Origin of the sequence: Roseomonas chloroacetimidivorans, from assembly GCF_049629625.1 — a bacterium.
Lineage (GTDB): Bacteria > Pseudomonadota > Alphaproteobacteria > Acetobacterales > Acetobacteraceae > Roseomonas > Roseomonas chloroacetimidivorans.
Genome location: NZ_JBNBZS010000009.1, coordinates 109601 through 131105, shown reverse-complemented (window position 1 = coordinate 131105; position 21505 = coordinate 109601). Strand labels below are relative to the sequence as shown.

18 protein-coding genes are annotated in these 21505 nt (G+C 67.9%); 12 read left to right on the top strand and 6 right to left on the bottom strand.

What is annotated here, in order from left to right:
• The first annotated feature begins 49 nt into the window (after positions 1–49).
• From ACO1BU_RS07895 to ACO1BU_RS07880, 4 genes are all read left to right on the top strand, one after another.
• Positions 50–1027: a Bug family tripartite tricarboxylate transporter substrate binding protein gene (locus tag ACO1BU_RS07895; RefSeq protein WP_424135368.1), complete on the top strand. Its 978-nt coding sequence runs from the start codon at positions 50–52 to the stop codon at positions 1025–1027.
• 123 nt (positions 1028–1150) lie between these two features.
• Positions 1151–1648: a tripartite tricarboxylate transporter TctB family protein gene (locus ACO1BU_RS07890; protein ID WP_424135367.1), complete on the top strand. Its 498-nt coding sequence runs from the start codon at positions 1151–1153 to the stop codon at positions 1646–1648.
• Positions 1648–3162, top strand: a complete 1515-nt coding sequence (locus tag ACO1BU_RS07885; protein ID WP_424135366.1) for a tripartite tricarboxylate transporter permease — start codon at positions 1648–1650, stop codon at positions 3160–3162. The genes ACO1BU_RS07890 and ACO1BU_RS07885 overlap by 1 nt, the downstream gene beginning before the upstream one ends.
• A 138-nt stretch (positions 3163–3300) precedes the next feature.
• Positions 3301–6357: a response regulator gene (locus ACO1BU_RS07880; protein WP_424135365.1), complete on the top strand. Its 3057-nt coding sequence runs from the start codon at positions 3301–3303 to the stop codon at positions 6355–6357.
• 30 nt (positions 6358–6387) lie between these two features.
• Here the strand turns inward: ACO1BU_RS07880 and ACO1BU_RS07875 are convergent, their stop codons facing one another.
• Positions 6388–7206 (bottom strand): alpha/beta fold hydrolase, encoded by an 819-nt coding sequence (locus ACO1BU_RS07875; protein WP_424135364.1) that lies wholly within the window; start codon positions 7204–7206, stop codon positions 6388–6390.
• Between the two features lie 159 nt (positions 7207–7365).
• On the opposite strand from ACO1BU_RS07875, the gene ACO1BU_RS07870 reads away from it, so the two are divergent.
• The 5 genes from ACO1BU_RS07870 (at position 7366) to ACO1BU_RS07850 (ending at position 12401) form a co-directional block, all read left to right on the top strand.
• Positions 7366–8379 carry a sulfate ABC transporter substrate-binding protein gene (locus ACO1BU_RS07870; RefSeq protein WP_424135363.1) on the top strand — a complete coding sequence of 338 codons (1014 nt, stop codon included), beginning with the start codon at positions 7366–7368 and terminating at the stop codon, positions 8377–8379.
• The gene (gene cysT / locus ACO1BU_RS07865) at positions 8376–9224 is read left to right on the top strand and encodes a sulfate ABC transporter permease subunit CysT (RefSeq protein WP_424135362.1); all 849 of its coding nucleotides are present in this window, start codon (positions 8376–8378) and stop codon (positions 9222–9224) included. The genes ACO1BU_RS07870 and cysT overlap by 4 nt, the downstream gene beginning before the upstream one ends.
• Positions 9225–9345: 121 nt before the next feature.
• Positions 9346–10182 (top strand): sulfate ABC transporter permease subunit CysW, encoded by an 837-nt coding sequence (gene cysW, locus ACO1BU_RS07860; RefSeq protein WP_424135361.1) that lies wholly within the window; start codon positions 9346–9348, stop codon positions 10180–10182.
• A 30-nt stretch (positions 10183–10212) separates the two neighbouring features.
• Positions 10213–11256 carry a sulfate/molybdate ABC transporter ATP-binding protein gene (locus ACO1BU_RS07855; protein WP_424135360.1) on the top strand — a complete coding sequence of 348 codons (1044 nt, stop codon included), beginning with the start codon at positions 10213–10215 and terminating at the stop codon, positions 11254–11256.
• 104 nt (positions 11257–11360) lie between these two features.
• A complete protein-coding gene (locus tag ACO1BU_RS07850) occupies positions 11361–12401 on the top strand; it encodes a DUF808 domain-containing protein (RefSeq protein WP_424135359.1) in 1041 nt (346 codons plus the stop codon).
• 50 nt (positions 12402–12451) lie between these two features.
• Here ACO1BU_RS07850 and ACO1BU_RS07845 read toward each other — a convergent pair whose 3' ends face one another.
• The 3 genes from ACO1BU_RS07845 to purH form a co-directional block, all read right to left on the bottom strand.
• Positions 12452–12625: a hypothetical protein gene (locus tag ACO1BU_RS07845; RefSeq protein ID WP_424135358.1), complete on the bottom strand. Its 174-nt coding sequence runs from the start codon at positions 12623–12625 to the stop codon at positions 12452–12454.
• A 118-nt stretch (positions 12626–12743) separates the two neighbouring features.
• A complete protein-coding gene (locus tag ACO1BU_RS07840) occupies positions 12744–12878 on the bottom strand; it encodes a hypothetical protein (RefSeq protein WP_424135357.1) in 135 nt (44 codons plus the stop codon).
• A gap of 463 nt (positions 12879–13341) precedes the next feature.
• Positions 13342–14916 (bottom strand): bifunctional phosphoribosylaminoimidazolecarboxamide formyltransferase/IMP cyclohydrolase, encoded by a 1575-nt coding sequence (gene purH, locus ACO1BU_RS07835; protein WP_424135356.1) that lies wholly within the window; start codon positions 14914–14916, stop codon positions 13342–13344.
• A 386-nt stretch (positions 14917–15302) separates the two neighbouring features.
• Here purH and ACO1BU_RS07830 point away from each other — a divergent pair, with 386 nt between their 5' ends.
• Positions 15303–16124, top strand: a complete 822-nt coding sequence (locus tag ACO1BU_RS07830) for an SDR family oxidoreductase (protein WP_424135355.1) — start codon at positions 15303–15305, stop codon at positions 16122–16124.
• A complete protein-coding gene (locus tag ACO1BU_RS07825) occupies positions 16124–17917 on the top strand; it encodes a glycoside hydrolase family 15 protein (RefSeq protein WP_424135354.1) in 1794 nt (597 codons plus the stop codon). The genes ACO1BU_RS07830 and ACO1BU_RS07825 overlap by 1 nt, the downstream gene beginning before the upstream one ends.
• 72 nt (positions 17918–17989) lie before the next feature.
• On the opposite strand, the gene ACO1BU_RS07820 is transcribed toward ACO1BU_RS07825, so the two are convergent.
• A complete protein-coding gene (locus ACO1BU_RS07820; protein WP_424135353.1) occupies positions 17990–19195 on the bottom strand; it encodes an MFS transporter in 1206 nt (401 codons plus the stop codon).
• Between the two features lie 112 nt (positions 19196–19307).
• Between ACO1BU_RS07820 and ACO1BU_RS07815 the strand changes: the two genes are divergently transcribed.
• Positions 19308–20117, top strand: coding sequence for an NAD-dependent protein deacetylase (locus tag ACO1BU_RS07815; protein ID WP_424135352.1), 810 nt, complete (start codon positions 19308–19310; stop codon positions 20115–20117).
• 20 nt (positions 20118–20137) lie between these two features.
• Here the strand turns inward: ACO1BU_RS07815 and ACO1BU_RS07810 are convergent, their stop codons facing one another.
• Positions 20138–21472 carry a nucleotide sugar dehydrogenase gene (locus ACO1BU_RS07810; RefSeq protein ID WP_424135351.1) on the bottom strand — a complete coding sequence of 445 codons (1335 nt, stop codon included), beginning with the start codon at positions 21470–21472 and terminating at the stop codon, positions 20138–20140.
• Between the last annotated feature and the right edge of the window lie 33 nt (positions 21473–21505).

Here is a 21505-nt window from a genome sequence, read left to right as displayed (position 1 = left end):
TGGGACGGTCCCACTCTAGGATAGCCCGCAAGTCCATGGGAGGACCGATATGACAGGTTTCGTGATTGGCCGCCGCCACCTGCTGGCCGGCGCCGCGACTCTGCCACTCTTGCCGGCAGGGGCTCAGGCTCAGGGCACCCAGCGCTATGCCAGCCTCAACATGTTCATCCCTGCTGCCCCCGGCGGCGGCTGGGACGGGCTGGGGCGCGCTATTGAACAGGTGGCGCGGCAGGCCGGGCTGGTCGGCTCCATGCAGTTCGAGAATGTGGGCGGCGCCGGCGGCGCGGTGGGGCTGCCGCGCTTCGTCTCGCAGCGCCGCGGCCGGCCGGACGCGCTGATGGTGGCGGGGGCCGTGATGGTCGGGTCGACCATCACGAACAAGAGCCCGGTCGGCATCAAGGACGTGACGCCGATCGCCAGGCTGACCGACGAAACCTCCGCGATCGTCGTGCCGGCGAATTCCGACATCCGCGACATCAAGGGACTGATGGACGCGCTGAAGGCCAATCCGGGCGCGGTGGCCGTCGGCGGCGGCTCGGCCGGCGGCATGGACCACATCCTGCTGGGGCTGATGATCAAATCCGTCGGACGGAACGCGCGGGAGGCCTCCTATGTCGCCTTCGCCGGCGGTGGACCGGCCCAGGCGGCGATCCTGGGCGGTCAGGTGAAGGCGGGGATCTCCGGCTATTCGGAGTTTGCCGAGCAGATCAAGGCCGGGCGGATGCGCATGCTGGCGACCAGTGGCGAGAAGCGTGTCGATCCCAATGTCCCGACGCTGAAGGAAAGCGGGATCGACATCGTGCTGGGCAACTGGCGCGGCCTGTTCGCGCCGCCAGGGATCAGCGCCGATATGCGGGCGAAGCACATCGCATTCGCGCGTGAGCTGCATGAGCTGCCCGCCTGGAAGCAGCTTCTGGAGACCCGCGAGTGGGAGGACGCCTTCATGGAGGGCGCCGAGTTCGAGGCGTTCCTGAAACGCGACCATGACGCGACCGTGGCGGTGCTGAAGGATATCGGCCTGGCCTGATCACCCCAGGAGCATGAAGCAGGGCGTGAAAAAGGCTTCACGCCTCGCCCGCTTCCGCTTCGCTGACCTCCATGCCATTGGGATCCCTGGACCCGTCTCGTGGGACCAGGGAACGGGACCTCCATGAGCCAATCATCCCCGCAGGCCGGGACACCGCGCGCCGATCTGGGCGTCGGCCTCTTTGTCCTGCTGCTCGGCCTGCTCACCCTCTATGCCGCCTGGGCTATCCCAGAGTCTCCGATCTACGCGCAGGTGGGCGCGAAGGCGGTTCCCTACCTTGTCGGCGTGATTCTCGTGGCACTGGGGATCGGCCTTTCCATCACCGCCGCGCGCGGCGGATGGAGTTGGCGGTTGGAGGAGGAAATGGCGGCGCCGCCGGCCAACTGGCGTGCGCTGGGGCTTCTGGGCGCCGGCCTGCTCGTGCAGATCGCGCTGATCCAGTGGCTAGGCTTCGTCATCGCGGCCACGATCCAGTACGTGCTGGTTTGCGCCGCCTTCGGATCGCGCAAGCCGTTGCGCGACCTGCTCATCGGGATCGTGGTGACGCTCGGCGCCTATCTGGGCTTCTCGCATCTGCTGGGCGTGAATATCGGCGCGGGCGTGCTGGAGGGCATTCTCTGATGGACTCGATCCACGGCCTGGCCATGGGCTTCGGCGCGGCGCTGACGCCGATCAACCTGGGCTGGGCGCTGCTCGGCTGCTTCCTCGGCACCGCGATCGGCGTGCTACCGGGGATCGGGCCGGCGCTGACCATCGCGCTGCTGTTGCCCGTGACCTTCAAGGTGGAGGCAACCGGCGCCTTCATCCTGTTCTGCGGCGTGTTCTACGGCGCGATGTATGGCGGATCGACCACCTCCATCCTTTTGAACACGCCCGGCGAATCCGGCTCGATCATCACAGCGCTGGAAGGCGCGAAGATGGCGCGCAACGGGCGTGCCGGGCCGGCGCTGGTTACCGCCGCGGTCGGTTCCTTCGTCGCGGGCACTGTCGGCACGCTCGGCATCTCCTTTGTCGGGCCGCTGGTGGTGGAGCTGGCGCTGAAGCTGGGGCCGGCGGAGTATTTCTCGCTCATGCTGCTCTGCTTCGTCACCGTCTCGGCGGTGCTGGGCGGCTCCGCGCTTCGCGGGCTTACCTCGCTCGCCTTCGGGCTGATGCTCGGGCTGGTGGGCATCGACCTGCAGACCGGCCAGCCCCGCCTGACCTTCGGCGTGCCGGAACTGCTGGATGGCGTGAATGTCGTGCTCGTCGCCGTCGCGCTCTTCGCTGTGGGCGAGACGTTGTATCTGGCCTGGCGGCATGTGGAGGGCGGGCAGGTCGTGCGGCCCGTGGGCAAGCTGTGGATGAGTGCGAGCGACTGGAAGCGGTCCATCGGCCCCTGGATCCGCGGCTCCCTTCTCGGCTTTCCCTTTGGCGTGCTGCCCGCGGGCGGTACGGAGATGCCGACCATGCTGAGCTATTATGCCGAGCGGAAGCTGGTGAAGCCGGAATACCGAGAGGAGTTCGGCACGACCGGCGCTATCGAGGGCGTAGCGGGGCCGGAGGCAGCGAATAACGCGGCTGCCGCTGGCATCCTGGTGCCCATGCTGACGCTGGGCCTGCCAACCTCGGCGACGGCGGCCATCATGTTGTCTGCCTTTCAGTCCTACGGCATTCAGCCGGGGCCGATGCTCTTCACGCAGCAGGCGGCACTGGTCTGGACGCTGATCGCCAGCCTCTATATCGCCAATGTCATGCTGGTGGTGCTGAACCTGCCGCTGGTCGGGCTCTGGGCGCGCATCCTGAAGATCCCGACGCCGCAGCTCTATGCCGGCATCCTCGTCTTCGCGACGATCGGAACCTACGGGATTAGCAACTCCGTTACGGATCTGGTTCTGCTCTATGGAATTGGCATTGTCGCGATGTTCATGCGGCGCTTCGACTTCCCCACGGCGCCGGTGGTGATTGGCATGATCCTGGGACCGATGGCGGAGCAGGCGCTACGGCAAGCACTGACCATCAGCCAAGGCGACTGGTCCACCTTCGTCACCCGGCCGATCTCCCTGTGCATTCTGGTGATCGCGGCGCTGGCACTGGTGGGGCCGCGGCTTTGGGCGCTGCGCCGGGCGCGCCTCGTGAAGGGGCCGGCCCGGGGGTGACCTTTCCGGACCAACCCCATTGGCCAAGCTGACAAGCCAGTGAGGTGACACCGGTGCGGTGCTTGCCTATACCCCGCGGCAACCTGCCCAGTGGACACCTCCCTGCCGGAGAACGCCGGCCATAGCCGGAGCGAGAGATTGATCCCGATCGACTTCGCGGCACTCTTCGGCGCTTCGCCGAATCCTTACGTCCTGCTGGACCCACGGTTCACCATCGTCACGATGAACGACGCCTATCTACAGGTGACGATGCGCAGGCGGGACGAGCTGGTCGGGCGCAACATTTTCGATGCCTTCCCGAGTGACCCGGATTCCGAGAGTCACCGGCAGCTGCGTGGCGCGCTGGAACGGGTGCTGAGGACGGGCGAGCGGGATCACCTGCCGCTGATCCAATACGACATTCCCCTGCCCAATGGCGGCTTCGAGGAGCGGAGCTGGAGCGCGACGCACACGCCGCTGTTAGACCCGGATGGCGCTGTCGCCTTCATCCTGCAGCACACAGTGGACGTGACAGAGCTGCACCGGCTGCGTGGCCTGACGAGGCAGATCCAGCCCTCGGACCTTGTCGCCCAGATCGAGACGGACGTGTTCCGCCGCGCCGAAGCCGTGCAGGAGATGAACACGGCGCTCGAGGCGGAGCGGCGGCGCATGCAGCTGCTCTTCGATCAGGCCCCGGGCTTCATGGCCTTGCTGGAGGGGCCGCGCCATGTCTTCACCATGGCCAACAAGGCCTATGAAAAGGTGGTGGGGCGGCAGGACCTGGTTGGGCTGCCAGTGGCCGAGGCGCTGCCAGAGATCCCGGAACAGGGCTTCCTGTCCCTGCTCGACCGCGTGTGGCAGACGGGGCAGCCCTTTGTGGGGCGCCAGATACCCGTGCTGCTGGCGCCGGAGCCCGGGGCAGTGCCGGAAGAGCACTGGCTCGACTTCGTCTACCAGCCCATCGTCGTCGAGGGCGCGGTCCAAGGTATTCTCGTCCAGGGCCAGGACGTGACGGAGCAGCGGCGGGCGGAGGAGGCGCTGCGGCGCGAGACACGGGCGCTGGCCGTGCTGAACCGCATCGGTGCTGACCTGGCCGCCGAGCTGGATCTGGACCGGCTGGTGCAGCGCATAACCGATGCAGGGGTGGAGCTGTCCGGCGCGGCCTTTGGTGGCTTTTTCTACAACGTGCTGGACAACCAGGGCGGCAGCTACATGCTCTATGCCCTGTCCGGCGTGCCGCGCAGCGCCTTCGAGCACTTCCCGATGCCGCGGGCGACCGCGGTGTTCAAGCCCACCTTTATGGGCGAGGGCGCGATCCGTTCCGACGATATCACCACCGACCCGCGCTACGGCCGCAATGATCCCTATTACGGCATGCCCAAGGGCCACCTGCCCGTGCGCAGCTACCTCGCCTTGCCCGTTACCTCGCGCTCCGGCGAGGTGTTGGGCGGCCTGTTCTTCGGCCATCCGGAGCCCGGGCGCTTCAAGCCCGAGCATGAGACACTGCTGATCGGCGTCGCTGCCCAGGCTGCCATCGCGATCGACAATGCGCGGCTCTTCCAGGCCGCACAGCGCGAAATCCACCATCGCGCCCACGCCGAGGAGCAGCTACGGCAGCTCAACGAGACGCTGGAGACGCGGGTTGCCGCCGCAATCGCCGAACGCCAGCAGGCTGAAGCCGCGCTGCAGCAGGCGCAGAAGATGGAGTCCATCGGCAAGCTGACCGGCGGCATCGCGCATGACTTCAACAACCTGCTGCAGGTCGTGGCCGGTAACCTCCAGCTCCTGCAACGCGATGTCGCCGGGAATGAGCGGGCGGAGCGGCGCGTCTCCAGCGCCATGGCGGGCGTGGTGCGGGGCGCGAAGCTGGCGTCACAGCTTCTTGCCTTCGGCCGGCGCCAGCCGCTGGAGCCGAAGGTCGTCAACATTGCCCGTTTCGTCACGGGCATGGAGGAGATGCTGCGCCGCACGATCGGCGAGGCGATCGAGATTGAGATCGAGATGATCGTCTCGGGCGGGCTGTGGAACACCTTCGTCGATCCGACGCAGGTGGAGAATGCGCTGCTGAACCTGGCGATCAACGCGCGGGACGCGATGCAAGGAGGCGGCAAGCTCACGATCGAAGTGGGCAATGCCTATATCGATGACGCCTATGCGCGGGCGAACCCGGATGTGCAGCCCGGCCAGTATGTCATGATCGCCGTGACGGATACGGGCCATGGCATGGCGCCCGAGGTGCAGGCCATGGTCTTTGAGCCCTTCTTCTCGACCAAGGCGGAGGGAAAGGGATCGGGGCTCGGCCTCTCCATGGTCTATGGCTTCGTCAAGCAGTCGGGCGGCCATGTGAAGATCTATTCGGAGGTCGGGCAAGGCACGACGGTGAAGATGTATCTGCCGCGTGCCAACAGCGCGGAGGATGTGGTGACCCCGGTGGAAACCGGGCCTGTGGCCGGCGGAACCGAGACGGTCCTGGTGGCCGAGGATGACGACGCGGTGCGCGCCACCGCGGTCGAGATGCTGACGGAGCTCGGCTACCGTGTGCTGAAGGCGCGCGACGCAATGAGCGCGCTGCATGTGGTTGAAAGTGGCGTGCCGATCGACCTTCTCTTTACCGATGTGGTGATGCCCGGGCCGTTGAAGAGCCCCGAGCTGGCACGCAAGGTTCGCGAGCGCGTTCCCGGCATCGCCGTGCTTTTCACCTCCGGCTATACGGAGAACGCCATCGTTCATGGTGGGCGGCTGGATCCGGGGGTTGAGCTGCTCTCCAAGCCCTATACGCGGGAAGCGCTGGCACGGAAGCTTCGGCAAGTATTGGCGAACCGGGCGCAGCGGGCCGCTGAAGGCTCCACTCCGGCTGCGGGCCCGGCTCCACTGCGGCTGTTGCTGGTAGAGCACGACCCGATGGTCCGCAGCAGCACCGCCGAGATGCTGCGGGGAATGGGTCACGAGGTGGTGGAGGCCGGCAACACGGAGGCGGCGATGGAGCATCTGCGCCAGGCGGCGGTGGACGTGCTCATGACCGATCTTGAGCTTCCGGACCTCTCAGCCGGTGCCTTCGCGGAGCAGGTGCGGGCGATCTGGCCATCCATCGGCATCATCTTCGCAACCGGACGCGACGCGGTGCCGGCGGACGGGCTGGAAGGGGCGGTGCTGCTCCGCAAGCCCTATGACACGGCGCGGCTGGCAGCGGCGCTGCGGAGTGTGAAGCAGGGATAGGTGTCCCCGGGGAGGCTCGCTGCTGGGCGACTACCCCGTCAGAGCGGCGTTCACTGCGTCTGCCGCCTCAAACATCACCCAATGCCCCGCGCCCGGGATGACCAGGGGTTCGATGCCGCGTGCGCGGAAGAAGGCAATTCGGTCGGCCATATAGGGCACGACGACGGCATCGCGCTCTCCATAGATGACGGCGGGCGAAAGCTGGAGCTGGTCCAGCGCCTCGCGAAGGGAGCTGGGAGCGATGACGTTGCGGCTGCGGTAGCGGGCATGGTCGCTGTTCCAGGCCTGGATGGCCAGGGCTTCCGCATCGATCCGGGCGGGATCCGCGATCATGAGGCGGGCCAGGTTCTCGCGATGGGCCGCCATGCGATCCTCGCCCTGGCGGTCACGCACCGAAACCAGCGGAACGGGCTCGCGCGGAAGACCGAGGGAACTGGCGCCGAGCAGGGTCAGTGAATCGATGGTCGCGCCAAAGCGCATGGCGACATAACTGGCGATGGTGGCGCCAAAGGAGAAGCCGATCAGGTCGTAGCGCATGCCCGCGCCGAGCCGCGCCTCAATTCCGGCCGCAATGATGGCGGCGAGGCCCCGGAGGTCAGTCCCGGGAGGCGGCAGGTCGGATTCGCCAAGACCGGGCAGGTCCGGGGCCAGAACGCGCCGCCGGCCGGCAAGGGCCTCGATATTGCGCGTCCAGTGGCGCCAGGAACCGGCGCCGCCATGCAGCAGGACCAGCGGCTTGCCGGTGCCCCATTCGTGCCAGACCAGCCGCCCCGCGCCGTTCGGGGTCTCGGCACGCGTCGCATGGGCTTCGAGGCGATCCAGCCGGGCATTGGGCGCAAGGGTCTGCATGGGGCGGTTCTGCGGGAAAACGCCCCGGGGTGGAACTCCCCGTCTGTGGGCAAGCGGCCGGGAGGGCGCCCGTGTCACCGAAAGGTTTCTGTCACCGGCCTCACCCCACGTTATTCTGTCATGGTCCGGCGTTCCATCCTATTGGAAAGGAGAGACGACATGGCTGTGACCCTTTCGCGCAGGGCCCTGCTGGGCGCCGCCGCGCTGGCGGCCACACCGGCGCGGGCACAGTCCTTGCCGACGCTCCTGAACGTCTCCTATGACCCGACCCGGGAATTCTACCGGGCCTTCAACGCATCCTTCGTGGCCCGCTGGGCCTCGGAGAATGGTGGCCAGCGTGTGCGGGTGAACACCTCCCATGGCGGGTCCGGGGCGCAGGCGCGCACCGTGATCGACGGGCAGCAGGCCGATGTGGTGACGCTGGCGCTGGCCTATGACGTGGACGCGATCGCGGAGCGCGGGCTGATCAACAAAGACTGGATGGGGCGCCTGCCCCATAACAGCGCGCCCTATACCAGTACGATCGTCTTCCTGACGCGCAAGGGGAACCCCAAAGGCCTGCGCGACTGGGGAGACCTGGCGCGCGAGGGGGTCAGCGTGGTGACGCCCAATCCGAAAACCTCGGGTGGGGCACGCTGGAACTATCTCGCGGCCTGGGCCTGGGCGAAGCGCCAGCCCGGCGGCAGCGATGCGGTGGCGGAGGAGTTCCTGGGCCGGTTGCTGCGCAACGTGGCCGTGCTGGATACGGGCGCGCGCGGATCGACGACCAGCTTCGTGCAGCGCGGCCAGGGCGACGTGCTCCTGGCCTGGGAGAATGAGGCGCATCTGGCCCGCAAGGAGTTCGGGGAGGGCCAGTTCGACATCGTGCTGCCCTCGCTGTCGATCCTCGCGGAGCCTTCCGTTGCCGTGGTGGACCGCAATGTGGACCGGCGCGGCACGCGCGCGGTGGCGGAGGCCTATCTGAGCCATCTCTACAGCCGGGAGGGCCAGGAGATTGCGGCGAGGAATTTCTACCGCCCGCGCAGTGAGGCGGCGCTGGCTGCGGCGGGTCATCTCTTCCCGCCCATGAATCTCGTCACGATCGACGGGGAATTCGGTGGCTGGGCCAATGCACAGCGCCTGCATTTTGCGGATGGGGGCAGCTTCGACCGCATCTACAGGCCGGCCCGTTGAGCCTCGCCTTCGCAACCCCCGCCCGCCGGCGGCACGATCCGCTGCCCGGCTTTGGCTTGTCGCTGGGCGTGACGCTCGCATGGCTGTCGCTCGTGGTGCTGATCCCGCTCTCCGCCCTGGCCTTGCGGCCCTGGTCGCTCGGCCTGGCGGGGGTCCTCGCCTCCCTCTCAGATGCACGGGTCATGGCGGCGCTGCGGCTTTCCTTCGGTGCGGCGCTGCTGGCCGCGCTGGTGAACCTGCCGCTGGGGCTGCTGGTGGCCTGGGTTCTGGTACGGCTGCGCTTCCCGGGGCGGCGCCTGCTGGACGCCGTGGTGGACCTTCCCTTCGCTCTGCCGACTGCCGTTGCCGGCTTGGCGTTGACCGCCCTTTTCGCTCCGAATGGCTGGCTGGGCGCACCGCTCAAGGCAATGGGCATCACGGTGGCCTACACGCCGCTCGGCGTCTTCGTGGCCATGATGTTTGTTGGCCTGCCCTTTGCCGTGCGGACCGTGGAGCCGGTGCTGCGCGACCTTGGCACCGAGGCGGAGGAAGCCGCCGCGACCCTGGGGGCCAGCCGGCCGCAGACCCTGGCGCGAGTGGTGCTGCCGGCGCTGGCCCCGGCGCTGCTGACGGGGTTCGGCCTGGCCTTCGCGCGGGCCGTTGGGGAATATGGCAGCGTGATCTTCATCGCCGGCAACCGTCCTTTGGTCAGCGAGATCGCGCCGCTGGTGATCGTGCAGCGGCTGGAGGCGTTCGATTATGCGGGCGCGGCCGCGGTTGGGCTGGCGATGCTGATGATGTCCTTCGCCATGCTGCTGGCCCTGGGGCTGGCGCAGGCCTGGCTACGCCGGGGACGGCGTGCATGAGGAGGAGAGATCATAATCGGGGTGTCGCCTTGGCGTGTGGTTGGAACCGGCGCAGCCCAGGCCCGAAGAAGAAAATGGGGGGGATGGGGGAAATTTATTCTCCCCGGTCCTTTGTCTCCACATGACCCCTGGTCCAGCCGCCCGCGACCCGGCGCCTGCCCGGTGGATCGCGGTTCTGCTCGCCATCGTCATCCTGGCGATCTTCCTGGTGCTGCCGCTTGCCGCGGTCTTCACGGAAGCCCTGCGGCGCGGCCTAAATACGGCGCTCGAAGCCTATGCCGATCCCGACGCACAGGCCGCGATCGGGTTGACGCTGCTGGTGGCGGCCATCGCCGTGCCGGTGAACACGCTTGGCGGCATCGCGGCTGCCTGGTGCATCGCGAAATATGACTTTCCCGGAAAGCGCCTGCTGATCGCGCTGATCGAACTGCCCTTCTCCGTCTCGCCCGTCATCTCCGGCCTCGTCTTCGTGCTGGTTTTCGGCGCGCAGGGCTGGCTGGGCCCCTGGCTGCAGGCGCACGAAATCCAGATTATCTTCGCGCTGCCCGGGCTGGTGCTGGCGACGATCTTCGTCACCTTTCCCTTCGTCGCGCGCACGCTGATCCCGCTGATGCAGGAACAGGGGCGCGCGGAGGAGGAAGCGGCCGCGACGCTGGGCGCCAGCGGCTGGCAAACCTTCCGGCTGGTGACGCTGCCCAACATCAAATGGGCGCTGCTGTCCGGCATCCTGCTCTGCAATGCGCGGGCGATGGGCGAGTTTGGAGCCGTCTCCGTGGTCTCCGGCCATATTCGTGGCGAGACGAATACGATGCCACTGCATGTCGAGATCCTCTACAACGAATACCAGTTCGCGGCTGCCTTCGCAGTGGCGGCGTTGCTCGCCCTTCTGGCGCTGGTGACGCTGGGGGCGAAGACGGTGCTGGAGCGGATCACGGGGCGGCGGGGAGAGATGGTTTGACCGGGTGCCTCATTGCGCGTTGATCACAGCATGAGCCAGGGCGCCGGGGTCGAAATCGCGGGCGTGACACGCCGCTTCACCGGTACTGCGGCGCTGGATGGCGTCAGCCTCTCCGTGCGCCCCGGCGAGTTCGTCGCGCTGCTCGGCCCGTCGGGTTCGGGCAAGACGACGCTGTTGCGCATCCTGGGTGGGCTGGACCATGCGGATGCCGGTCGCATCGCGATCGGCGGACGCGATGTTGCAGGCGTGCCGGCGCGAGCACGCGGAATCGGTTTTGTGTTCCAGAACTACGCGCTGTTCCGGCATATGGATGTCTTCTCCAACATCGCCTTCGGGCTGCGTGTGCGGAAGCAAGGACGCCCCTCCGCCGCTGCAATCGCGGCGCGGGTGCGAGAGCTGCTGGCGCTCGTGCAGCTTCCGGAACTGGAGCGGCGCTATCCCGACCAGCTCTCGGGCGGGCAGCGGCAGCGCGTGGCGCTGGCCCGTGCCCTCGCGATCGAGCCTTCCCTGCTCCTGCTGGACGAGCCCTTCGGCGCGCTGGACGCGCAGGTGCGCAAAGGGCTGCGCCTCTGGCTGCGTGGGCTGCAGGAGGAGGTGGGCATCACCACCATCCTGGTCACGCATGACCAGGATGAGGCGATGGAGGTGGCCGATCGTGTAGCCGTGATGCGCGCCGGCCGCATTGCACAGTTCGACACGCCCGAGGTCCTGCTGGACCGCCCAGCCGACGCCTTCGTCGCGGGCTTCCTGGGCGAGGCGAACCGCCTGGCCTGTGAGGTGCGCAGCGGCGTGGCCCATTTCGCCGGTGCCGTGCTGCCGCCGCTTGCTGTTGAGGCGCCGGACGGCCCGGCGCTGGCCTTCATTCGCCCGCACGAGCTGCTGGCGCATCCGACGCCGGGTGGCGCCTTCACTATCCGCGCCGTGCGTCCGGCCGGGCCAGGGACGCGGCTGGTGGCCTCCGGCGCGGGCACCTCCCTGGATGCGGTTCCCGCGCCGGATGGGCCCCTGCCACAGCGCGGAGAGGCCTGTCGGCTGGAAGCCCGCTCCGCCCGGATCTTCCCAGCCACCGACTAACGGCGTCACTTGGCTTCTCGGCCCGTCAAACCGGGAAAAGGGTCCGGAGCCGGCAACGAACACGGCCCAACCCGGTTATCGGCCGGGGTTGATAAGGAGCGGCTGTGAGCGTTGGCCTGATCGCATTGCTCGATGACGTGGCGGGTCTGGCAAAGGTGGCTGCGGCATCGCTCGACGACGTGGCCGGGCAGGCAGCGCGATCCGGTGCCAAGGCCGCCGGCGTGGTGATCGACGACGCCGCCGTCACGCCGCGCTATCTCACGGGCTTCAGCGCCCGCCGCGAGCTTCCCGTTGTCGGCCGGATCGCGGTCGGGTCGCTCAAGAACAAGCTGGTCTATCTTCTTCCCGCCGCCCTCGTGCTCAGTACCCTGGCGCCAGGGGCCATTACGCCGCTCCTCATGATCGGGGGCGCCTATCTCTGCTATGAGGGGGCGGAGAAGGTGCATGCGATCCTGCTGCCCCATCGGGCGCATGGCCCCGAGACGGTCACGGGTGCCACCCCCCGCGATCCGAAGGACTTCGAGGACGCCAAGGTGCGCTCCGCCGTCCAGACCGATTTCATCCTCTCGGCCGAGATCATGGCGATCACCCTCTCGACCGTCCCGGCGGCTTCGATCCCCATGCAGGCGCTGGTTCTCGCTGTCGTCGGCGTTGCGCTCACGGCTGCCGTCTATGGCGGCGTCGCCCTGATTGTGAAGGCCGATGACATCGGCGTTGCCCTTGCCGGGAATGACCGGCCCGTCTCCGGCCTGTTCGGCCGCGGGAGCGGTGCCTCCGCGCCGCCGGGGCTGGCCGACCGGCTGCTGCGGGCACTGACCCGGCCGATCGGCCGCGGGCTGGTGCGCGGGATGCCCATCTTTCTCAAGCTCCTCAGCGCGGTGGGAACCGCCGCCATGATCTGGGTGGGCGGCGGTATCATCATCCACGGCCTCGAGGCATTCGGTGCGCCGCAGATCGCGCATCTCGTGCATGACCTGGCGCATAGGGCCGCCGCGGCGCTACCGCCGGTCGGGCCGTTTCTGGAATGGCTCGTCACAGCCGCCGCCTCGGGTGTGTTCGGCCTGTTGCTGGGGGCGGCGCTGATCCCGGTGGTTGCCCATGTGCTGGCTCCGCTGCTGAAGCGGATCAGGGCGGGAAAGGGCTGAGGCCGCGCGCCTGTCCGGAGAGGCGTGAGGCCGGGGCAGTCCATCCTGTTTCAGAACCGCACGATAGCAGAAGCCTCGACGCGGTCCGCGCGGCCACCCCGGACGCCGTTGACGTCGCGGTTCTCCAGTGTGCGCTCGGCATGGATGTACTCGATGCCCAGGTCGACGGGCTTCACCGGGCTCCAGATCAGGTTGACGGCAGCCGCCCAGATGTCCCGGTTCACGCCACCCAAATGCTGCCCGAGCCGGCGCCGGCACAGCCGGCGAAGTTCTAGGCGTAATCCGGGTGGCTCAGCGCACGCCGTGCAGCGATGCGTTGGTGCGCAGCGTCGGTGTCCAATGCTACTGCAGCCCCACCACATCCGAGAGCAAATCGGCCGTGTCGATCTTCCGCCCTCCGCCCTCGGCGGTGGAAAGACCGAGCTTCGAGACGGCGCCGAAGCCGGAGGAGCCGGAGCCGCCGCGGGCTGGCGACACCTAGTTTGCGACTGCCGGGCCCGGGAGGGGCCGCGCGGCGGCAGTTCCCACATTGCGGGCCGCAGCCGCATGCCGGGCTTTAGTGGCTCGCCGTTCTGCCCGTCGCTGTGCCGCCTTCAACTGATCGATGCGACGCTGCAGGGCGTTCAGCTGCGCGCAGTTCCTGCACTGTTTGCACAGCGGCTGGCTGTGCGAGCAGCAGGCCCGCTGCGCCGTCACAGTGCGAAGCGCTTGCTTCGGCAAGGGGCTGTGAGCGCGATGTTGGGCGAGCCGCAAGCAGGGCGAACTATCACAGGTTGGAGCGCCGGGGGATGACCAGAAGCCGTCACGGGCGGGAAGCCTGATTGTCGGGCCGATAGTGGTGCGATGCGAGGCCGCGTCGTCCGCACGACAATGCGAATGCTGAAACAGGAAGGGCCGGGGGAATGCCTTCCCCCGGCCCTTCCTTCGACAGATCGGAACGTCAGTGACGGAAGTGCCGCATCCCCGTCAGCACCATCGCCAGCCCCGCTTCATCGGCAGCGGCGATCACCTCATTGTCGCGCATGGAGCCGCCGGGCTGGATCACCGCCGTGGCACCCGCCGCTGCTGCGGCCTGCAGCCCGTCGGCGAAGGGGAAGAAGGCGTCGGAAGCGACAACGGAACCTTGGGCCAGTGGCGTGTCGAGGCCAGCGGCCTTCGCGGCCTCCTGGCTCTTCCATGCGGCGATGCGGGCGCTGTCCACGCGGCTCATCTGCCCCGCGCCGATGCCGACCGTCGCGCCGCCCTTGGCATAGACGATGGCATTCGACTTCACGTGCTTGCAGACGCGGAAGGCGAAGATCAGATCCTGCATCTCCTGCGTCGTTGGCTGACGCTTCGTCACGACCTTCAGATCAGCGGCTGCCACCCGGCCCGCATCACGCGACTGCGTGAGGAAGCCACCGCCAACGCTGCGGAAGGTCATGCCGGGCTCGATCGGATCAGGCAGGCCGCCGGTCAGCAGCAGACGCAGGTTCTTCTTCTTCGCGAAGATGGCGCGCGCGGCGTCATCCGCATCCGGCGCGATGACCACCTCGGTGAAGATGCTGGTGATGCGCTCCGCCGCCTCGGCGGTCAGGGGGCGGTTGGCGGCGATGATGCCGCCGAAGGCGGAAACGGGGTCGCAGCGCAGCGCCGCGTCCCAGGCCGCATTCAGGTCGGCCGCCGTCGCCACGCCGCAGGGATTGGCGTGTTTGACGATAACGATCGCCGGATCCTCGAACTCCGCCACTGCCTCGAAGGCAGCATCGGTGTCGTTGAGGTTGTTGTAGGACAGTTCCTTGCCTTGCACCTGCTCGGCGGTCGCGATGCCCGGGCGGTGCGTGCCGTCCACATAGAAGGCCGCCTGCTGGTGCGGGTTTTCGCCATAGCGGAGCGTCTGCTTCAGCAAGCCAGGGATGGAGAGGCGCTGCGGGAAGTCCTGGTCCAGCGCCTGCGCGAACCAGTGGGCGATGGCAGCGTCATAGGCGGCGGTGCGGGCATAGGCCGCGGCCGCCAGGCGCTTGCGCGTGGCCAGCGAGGTTCCGCCAGTCTCGGCAATCTCTTTGGCCACCTCGATCAGCTGCTCGGGCTCGGTCAGCACGGCCACATGGGCGTGGTTCTTGGCGGCGCTGCGGATCATGGCGGGGCCGCCGATGTCGATGTTCTCGACACAATCCTCATAAGAGGCGCCGCGGGCAACGGTGGCCTCGAAGGGGTAAAGGTTCACGCAGACCAGATCGATCGGCGCGATCCCGTGCTGTTCCACCTGCGCCACATGCTCCGGCAGGTCGCGGCGGAAGAGGAGACCACCATGGACGCCGGGGACCAGGGTCTTCACCCGGCCGTCCAGGATCTCGGGGAAGCCGGTGTGGTCCGAGAGTTCCTTCACGGGGATGCCGGCATCGCGCAGGGCCTTGGCCGTGCCGCCAGTGGAAAGGATCTCCGCCCCTTGGGCGGCGAGGGTGCGGGCGAACTCCACCAGCCCCGTCTTATCAGAGACCGAGAGGAGGGCGCGGCGGATGGGGAGGGTGGCCATAGCGCGGGCGGATAGCGCGCGGTGGCCCCGGTTGGAAGGCAAAACGGTCGCGGGGCAGGTCTGAGCGGGGAACAGGGCCTGCGGCACGGGAGGAGCGAACCGGAACGCGCTTGGAACCCGCTTGGGGTTAGACCGGAGCATGACCACAACATCTTGTGGTTTTCTGCGCCAGAACGTCCGTCAGCGATTCGTTCGCGCGAATCGGGCGATGCGGCTGATTTGCCATGATTCCTGGCCAGGGCCGTTCGTCATGTGTTCAGCGGCCGAATCGGGAACCCCGGGAACATTCAGTTTCAACAGGCCCGGCCAACCCGGGCGCGGCGGTCGCGTTCCCTGGCTCGGACCTGGGCCATTCTCCACATCACGGCCCGTGGATCGGAGCTGCCATGCCCTCTGCCCCCGACACCCCCACCCGTCCCCTTCTCGCCGGGCGACGCGCCCTGGTCACCGGAGCCTCCTCCGGAATTGGCGCCGCGGTGGCGAAGGATCTGGCGAAAGCCGGGGCCGCCGTGGCCGTGAACTATCATCATGAGCGGAAGCCGGCCGACGAGTTGGCGGCGGAGATCCGCGCGGCCGGTGGGCAGGCCGTGGCCCTGGGGGGCGATGTCTCGAAGGAGGAGGAGGTGATCGCCCTGGTCCAGGGCACGATCGAGGCCTTCGGGGGCATCGACCTGCTGGTCGCCAATTCCGGCATCCAGAAGGACGCCCCTTTGGGCGAGATGTCGCTGCAGGACTGGCAAGCCGTGCTCTCGGTCAACCTCACCGGCCAGTTCCTCTGCTGCCGCGAGGCCATCAAGGCTTTCCGCCGCGGCCCGGAGCGGCCCGGAGGCGCCCGGGGCAGCATTGTCTGCATGAGTTCCGTCCATGAGGTCATCCCCTGGGCCGGCCATGTGAACTACGCGGCCGCCAAGGGCGGGGTACGGATGATGATGCAGACCCTGGCGCAGGAAGTGGCGGCGGAGCGCATCCGGGTGAACGCCATCGCCCCTGGCGCGATCCGCACCCCCATCAACCAATCGGAATGGGGCACGAAGGAGGGGATGGAGGCGATGCTGCGCCTCATCCCCTATGGCCGCATCGGGGAGCCGGAGGATGTCGCCCGCGCCGTGACGTGGCTTTCCTCCGACGAGGCGGATTACGTCACGGGCACCACCCTCTTCGTCGATGGCGGCATGACGCTCTACGCCTCCTTCATCGGCAACGGCTGATGGGAGAGCCGATCGAAAACCACGGCATCGTCGGCGATCTCCGCACCGCCGCCCTGGTCGGCCTCGACGGTGCCGTGGACTTCCTGTGCTGGCCGCGCTTCGACAGCCCGAGCGTCTTCGCCTCCCTCCTCGATGACGAGAAGGGCGGGCGCTTCGAACTGGCGCCGGTGCTGGACGGCGCGCGGCACCGCCAACTCTATCTGCCCGATACCAACATCCTGCTGACCCGCTTCCTCTCGCATCACGGCGTGGCGGAGATCTCCGACTATATGGCGCTCGGGCCGTCGCAGCGGCTGGTGCGCCGCGCCAAGGCAGTGCGCGATCCCATGCGCTTCCGCATGCGCTGTGCGCCGCGCTTCGATTACGGCCGCGCCTCTCACACAGTCCGGAAGGAGGACGGCAGCCTTGTATTTGAAGGACCGGACCGGGCACTCCGCCTGCGTGCCACAGTAGAGCTGCATCTGGAGGAAGGGGACGGGACTGCGGAGTTCGAGCTGAAGGCCGGTGAGGCCGCGGCCTTCGTGCTGGAAGATGCGGCGCTTGGCCGGGCGGGCCCCGCCATTCCGGCGGAAGTGGCGGAGTGCTTCAAGGACACGGCCGACGCCTGGCGTCGCTGGACCGCGCGCTCAAGCTATCGCGGACGCTGGCGCGACATGGTGAACCGCTCCGCCCTCGTGCTGAAGCTGATGACTTCGCAGGAGCACGGTTCGATGGTGGCGGCCCCCACTTTCGGCCTGCCGGAAGCGATTGGCGGCACGCGCAACTGGGATTACCGCTACATCTGGGTGCGCGACGCGGCCTTCACCGTCTACGCCTTTCTGCGCATCGGCCACACCGCGGAGGCAAATGCCTTCATGCGTTGGCTGATCGCGCGGGAGGCCGGGAGCGAGACGGATGGCCGGCTGGACCTGATGTACCGGCTGGACGGGGAGCGGGAGCTGGCCGAGACGGAGCTGGCCCATCTCAGCGGCTATCAGGGCTCCCGCCCCGTCCGCATCGGCAATGGTGCCGCCGGGCAGCTTCAGCTCGACATTTACGGGGAGCTGATGGACGCGATCTATCTCTCCGATAAATACGGCGAGCAGATGTCGCATGAAGGCTGGGAGGGCATCATCCGCTCCATGAACTGGGTGGCGGAGAACTGGGAACAGCCTGACGAGGGCATCTGGGAAGTGCGTGGCGGGCGCCATCACTTCCTGCACTCCCGCCTGATGTGCTGGGTGGCGCTCGATCGTGCCTTGCGCCTGGCGCGAAAGCGCTCCCTGCCGGCGCCCTTCCAGCGATGGGCGGAAGCGCGCGACGCCATCTACTATGACATTCACACGAACTTCTGGGATCCCGTCCAGGGCGTCTTCGTGCAGGCCAAGGGCAGCCGTATGCTGGATGCCTCCTGCCTGCTGATGCCGCTGATGCGCTTCATCAGCGCGACCGATCCGCGCTGGCTCTCGACGCTGGACGCGGTCGGGAAGCGCCTGGTGGATGACAGCCTGGTGCGTCGCTACGAGGATGAGAGCATCGACGGGCTGGACGGCATCGAGGGCACCTTCAACATGTGCTCCTTCTGGTATGTCGAATGTCTGGCCCGCGCAGGCGATGTGAAGAAGGCGCGCTTCCTGTTCGAGAAGATGCTCGGCTACGCCAACCACCTCGGACTCTACTCCGAGGAACTTGGGCCGGCCGGCGAGCATCTGGGCAATTTCCCGCAGGCCTTCACGCATCTCGCCCTGATCAGCGCGGCCCACTACCTGGACCGGGCGCTATCGACACAGGAGGGGACCCCACCAGTGGCGTGATGTGGGATGGCAATCGCGCCCCCCACGGAAGTGGACACGAGGCAGATTCCTGCCTCGTGTCAGGTGCCTGCGTCAGGCCAGTTCGGCGCCGCGGCGCTCCGGGATGAGAAGCCAAAGCGCCACGACATCCAGAACATAGAGCGCAGCCAGGGCGGCGATGGCTGTCTCAAAGCCATGGGTGGCCGCGATGGCGGCCACCACGACAGGCCCGAAGCCGCCCACCGCGCGCCCGATGTTGAAGAGCACGTTCTGCGCCGTCGCGCGGACCGCGGTGGGGTAGAGTTCGCTGATCAGCGCCCCATAGCCGCCCAGCATGCCGTTCACGAAGAAGCCCATCACCGCACCGCCGATCAGCAGGGCCGTGGCGTCCGTCAGCTGCGAATAAACGACGACCATCACCGCCGCGCCGAGCATATAGCCGAGGAAGGCAGGGCGCCGGCCGATGCGGTCCGCGATCTGGCCGAAGGCGTAGATCCCGACAGCCATGCCGGCGATGGTCACTGCTGTCCACACCGCGGATTGGGTCAGCCCATAGCCGAACCGGCTGTTGAGATAGTTGGGCAGCCAGATCATCACGCCGTAGTAGCCGAAGTTCTGGACGGAGCAGAGAATGATCAGCCCCAGGCTGGTCTTCGTGGTCTGCGCGTCCTTCACGAGAAGCCGGAGAGGGAAGCTCTCTCGAACGGCCTTTGCATTGCGCGCGGTGAACACCTCGGGCTCATGCAGCGTGCGGCGGATGACCCAGGCGACGAGCGCGGGGAAGACGCCTACGGCGAACATGCCGCGCCATCCGATGATCGGAAGCAGGGCCGGGGTGGCAATGGCCGCCAGCAGAACGCCGGCCTGCCAACCAAGCCCGACATAGGAGGAGGCGCGGGCACGCTTCTCCGCGGGCCATGCTTCGGCGACCAGGGCCATTCCGATGCCGAACTCGCCGCCCAGGCCGATACCGGCAATGGTGCGATAGGCCAGCAGGTCCCAGTAACCCTGGGCGAGCGCGCAGAGTCCGGTGAAAACCGCAAAGAGAACGATGGTCCAGGTGAGGACGCGCACCCGGCCCAGACGGTCCGAGAGCATGCCGAAGATGAGGCCACCCAGGACGGCGCCCACCAGTGTGCCGGTCACAAGGGAGGCAGCCTCGGCCTGGCCAAGCTGCAGCTCGCTCGCGATGGCGCGGAGCATGAAGCCCAGGATGAGAAGATCGAACCCGTCCATCGCATAGCCGACGGCCGAGCCCCAGAGCGCCTTCCGCGCCTCTGGCGTGACAGGTGTTTCCACGTTGACTTTTGCCTTTGTGACTGGTTTGCGGCCGGGCTCGTATCAGGCAAGCTTGCCGGCGAGCAACCGCGCTTCCCGCGGGCGCGTTCGTCCGTGCTATCCTATGATCAGGATGACACAGAGCGCCGGGCTTCAGAATTTCGTCGATCGTCACCGGCGCCTGTTCGTGCTGAGCGGGGCCGGTTGCAGCACGGATTCGGGCATCCCCGACTACCGGGATGCCGATGGCCGGTGGAAGCGCGCGCAGCCCATGACGTTCCAGGCCTTCATGGGGGGCGCGTCAGCCCGCCAGCGCTACTGGGCGCGCAGCCTGATCGGTTGGCGGAGCATCGCCCAGGTCAGGCCCAACCAGGCCCATAAGGCGCTAACGCGTCTGGAGGCGAGCGGCAGGAGCACGCTTCTGCTCACCCAGAATGTCGACGGGCTGCATCAGGCCGCCGGAAGCCACCGCGTGGTTGATCTGCACGGGCGGCTGGACACCGTGCGCTGCATGGATTGCGGGTGGATGGGCCCGCGGGAGGCCGTTCAGGAGGAGATGGTCCGGCTCAATCCCGGCTGGGCCGGGCTTGATGCCGCCCGGGCGCCGGATGGCGATGCCGATCTCGACGGGCTGGACTTCGCCTCCTTCGCCGTGCCGGGCTGCCCGGTCTGCGGCGGGCTGCTCAAGCCCGACGTCGTGTTCTTCGGCGAGACGGTTCCGAAAAGCCGGGTGGAGGCCGCCTTCCAGGCGCTGGAGGAGGCTGACGCGATGCTTGTCGTCGGGTCTTCGCTGATGGTCTGGTCGGGCTTCCGCTTCGTGCAGGCCGCGGCCCGCGCCGGGAAGGAAATCGCCGCCGTGAATCTGGGCCGTACCCGCGCCGACGAGCTGTTGACGCTGAAGGTGGAGCAACCCTGCGCGGAGGCCCTCTCCTTCCTGCTCTAGCCGCCGCGCCCTGCGGACCCTTACGCCGTCACGACGAGCCCCGGCCCATTCCCACGCAGCGCGCCGCGAGTGTCCACCACCAGCTTCGCCGCCCGGCGCACAAGGGCGAGGTCCATGCCCGGCTGCGGGGTGACGAGGATCACCGCGTCCTGCGCGGCGAGAATGGCTTCGTCCAGAGGCACGCTCTCCAGATGGGGTGAGGTGCCGGCCAGGCGGCGCGTCGCCGGAAAACGCGGCACCAGGGGGTCGTGATAGGCGAGCTGTGCACCGCGTTCCTCCAGCAGGCGGAAGATCTCGACAGCCGGGCTCTCCCGCGTGTCGGGCACCCCGGATTTGTAGGCGAGGCCGAGAAGGAGGATGCGGGCGTTGCGGAGCGGGATGCCACGATCGTCCAGCGCGTCGCGCAGCCGGGCGACGACATAGCCGGGCATGGCGTCGTTCACACGGCCAGCCAACTCCACGAAGTCGCTGGGCACGCCGAGTTCGCGCGCCTTCCAGGCCAGGTAATAGGGATCGACGGGGATGCAGTGGCCGCCCAGGCCAGGGCCGGGGCGGAAGGGCATGAAGCCGAAGGGCTTGGTGGCGGCCGCGTCGATCACCTCATGCACGTCCAGATGCATGGCATGGGCGATGCGCTTCAACTCGTTCACCAGGCCGATATTCACGGCGCGGAAGACGTTCTCATAGCACTTTGCCAGTTCGGCGACGGCGAGGGATGAGACGGGAACGAGGCTGCCGGCGACGGGCTCATAGAGGGCCTGGGCCACGGCGAGGCAGGCAGGAGTGGCGCCGGCGACGAGCTTGGGAATGCGGGAGACGGTACCGTCGGGATTGCCGGGGTCTTCGCGTTCCGGGGAGTAGATGGCGAAGGCGTTCTCCCCGACGCGCAGCCCGGCGGTAGCGAGGGTGGGAAGGACCAGCTCTTCCGTCGTGCCGGGATAGGTCGTGCTTTCCAGCGAGATGGCCTGGCCGGGCCGCAGATGCGGGGCCAGTGCCGCCAGCGTGGCGCGCACGGCCGAGAGGTCGGGTTCCTTATGCGGACCGATCGGGGTGGGAACGCAGATCACCAGCGCGTCGCAGGCGGCGGCGGCCTCGGCCGTTGCATGGGCGCGCATGCCGGAGGCGGCGACCCGGGCATCCGGGATTCCGTGGACGGGGCTGCGGCCCGCATTGATGGCTTCCACCTTCGCGGGATCGGTGTCGAAGCCTTCCACCGGAAAGCCCAGTTCGGCGAAGCGCAACGCGAGTGGCAGGCCGGCATAGCCGAGGCCGACCAGGCCGACCCGCGCCTGCCGTGCCGCCAGCCTTGCGATCAGCCTGTCGCGCCAGGCGGCGGGCGCGGTGACACCGTCCATCATGCTGTCCGGCCACGCGGTGGCAGGGCAGGG

Coding starts and splice junctions, on each gene's coding strand:
- ACO1BU_RS07895 (WP_424135368.1), top strand. CDS start 50: ATGACAGGTTTCGTGATTGGCCGCCGCCACCTGCTGGCCGGCGCCGCG.
- ACO1BU_RS07890 (WP_424135367.1), top strand. CDS start 1,151: ATGAGCCAATCATCCCCGCAGGCCGGGACACCGCGCGCCGATCTGGGC.
- ACO1BU_RS07885 (WP_424135366.1), top strand. CDS start 1,648: ATGGACTCGATCCACGGCCTGGCCATGGGCTTCGGCGCGGCGCTGACG.
- ACO1BU_RS07875 (WP_424135364.1), bottom strand. CDS start 7,206: ATGCAGACCCTTGCGCCCAATGCCCGGCTGGATCGCCTCGAAGCCCAT.
- ACO1BU_RS07870 (WP_424135363.1), top strand. CDS start 7,366: ATGGCTGTGACCCTTTCGCGCAGGGCCCTGCTGGGCGCCGCCGCGCTG.
- cysW (WP_424135361.1), top strand. CDS start 9,346: ATGACCCCTGGTCCAGCCGCCCGCGACCCGGCGCCTGCCCGGTGGATC.
- ACO1BU_RS07855 (WP_424135360.1), top strand. CDS start 10,213: ATGAGCCAGGGCGCCGGGGTCGAAATCGCGGGCGTGACACGCCGCTTC.
- purH (WP_424135356.1), bottom strand. CDS start 14,916: ATGGCCACCCTCCCCATCCGCCGCGCCCTCCTCTCGGTCTCTGATAAG.
- ACO1BU_RS07830 (WP_424135355.1), top strand. CDS start 15,303: ATGCCCTCTGCCCCCGACACCCCCACCCGTCCCCTTCTCGCCGGGCGA.
- ACO1BU_RS07825 (WP_424135354.1), top strand. CDS start 16,124: ATGGGAGAGCCGATCGAAAACCACGGCATCGTCGGCGATCTCCGCACC.
- ACO1BU_RS07815 (WP_424135352.1), top strand. CDS start 19,308: ATGACACAGAGCGCCGGGCTTCAGAATTTCGTCGATCGTCACCGGCGC.
- ACO1BU_RS07810 (WP_424135351.1), bottom strand. CDS start 21,472: ATGGACGGTGTCACCGCGCCCGCCGCCTGGCGCGACAGGCTGATCGCA.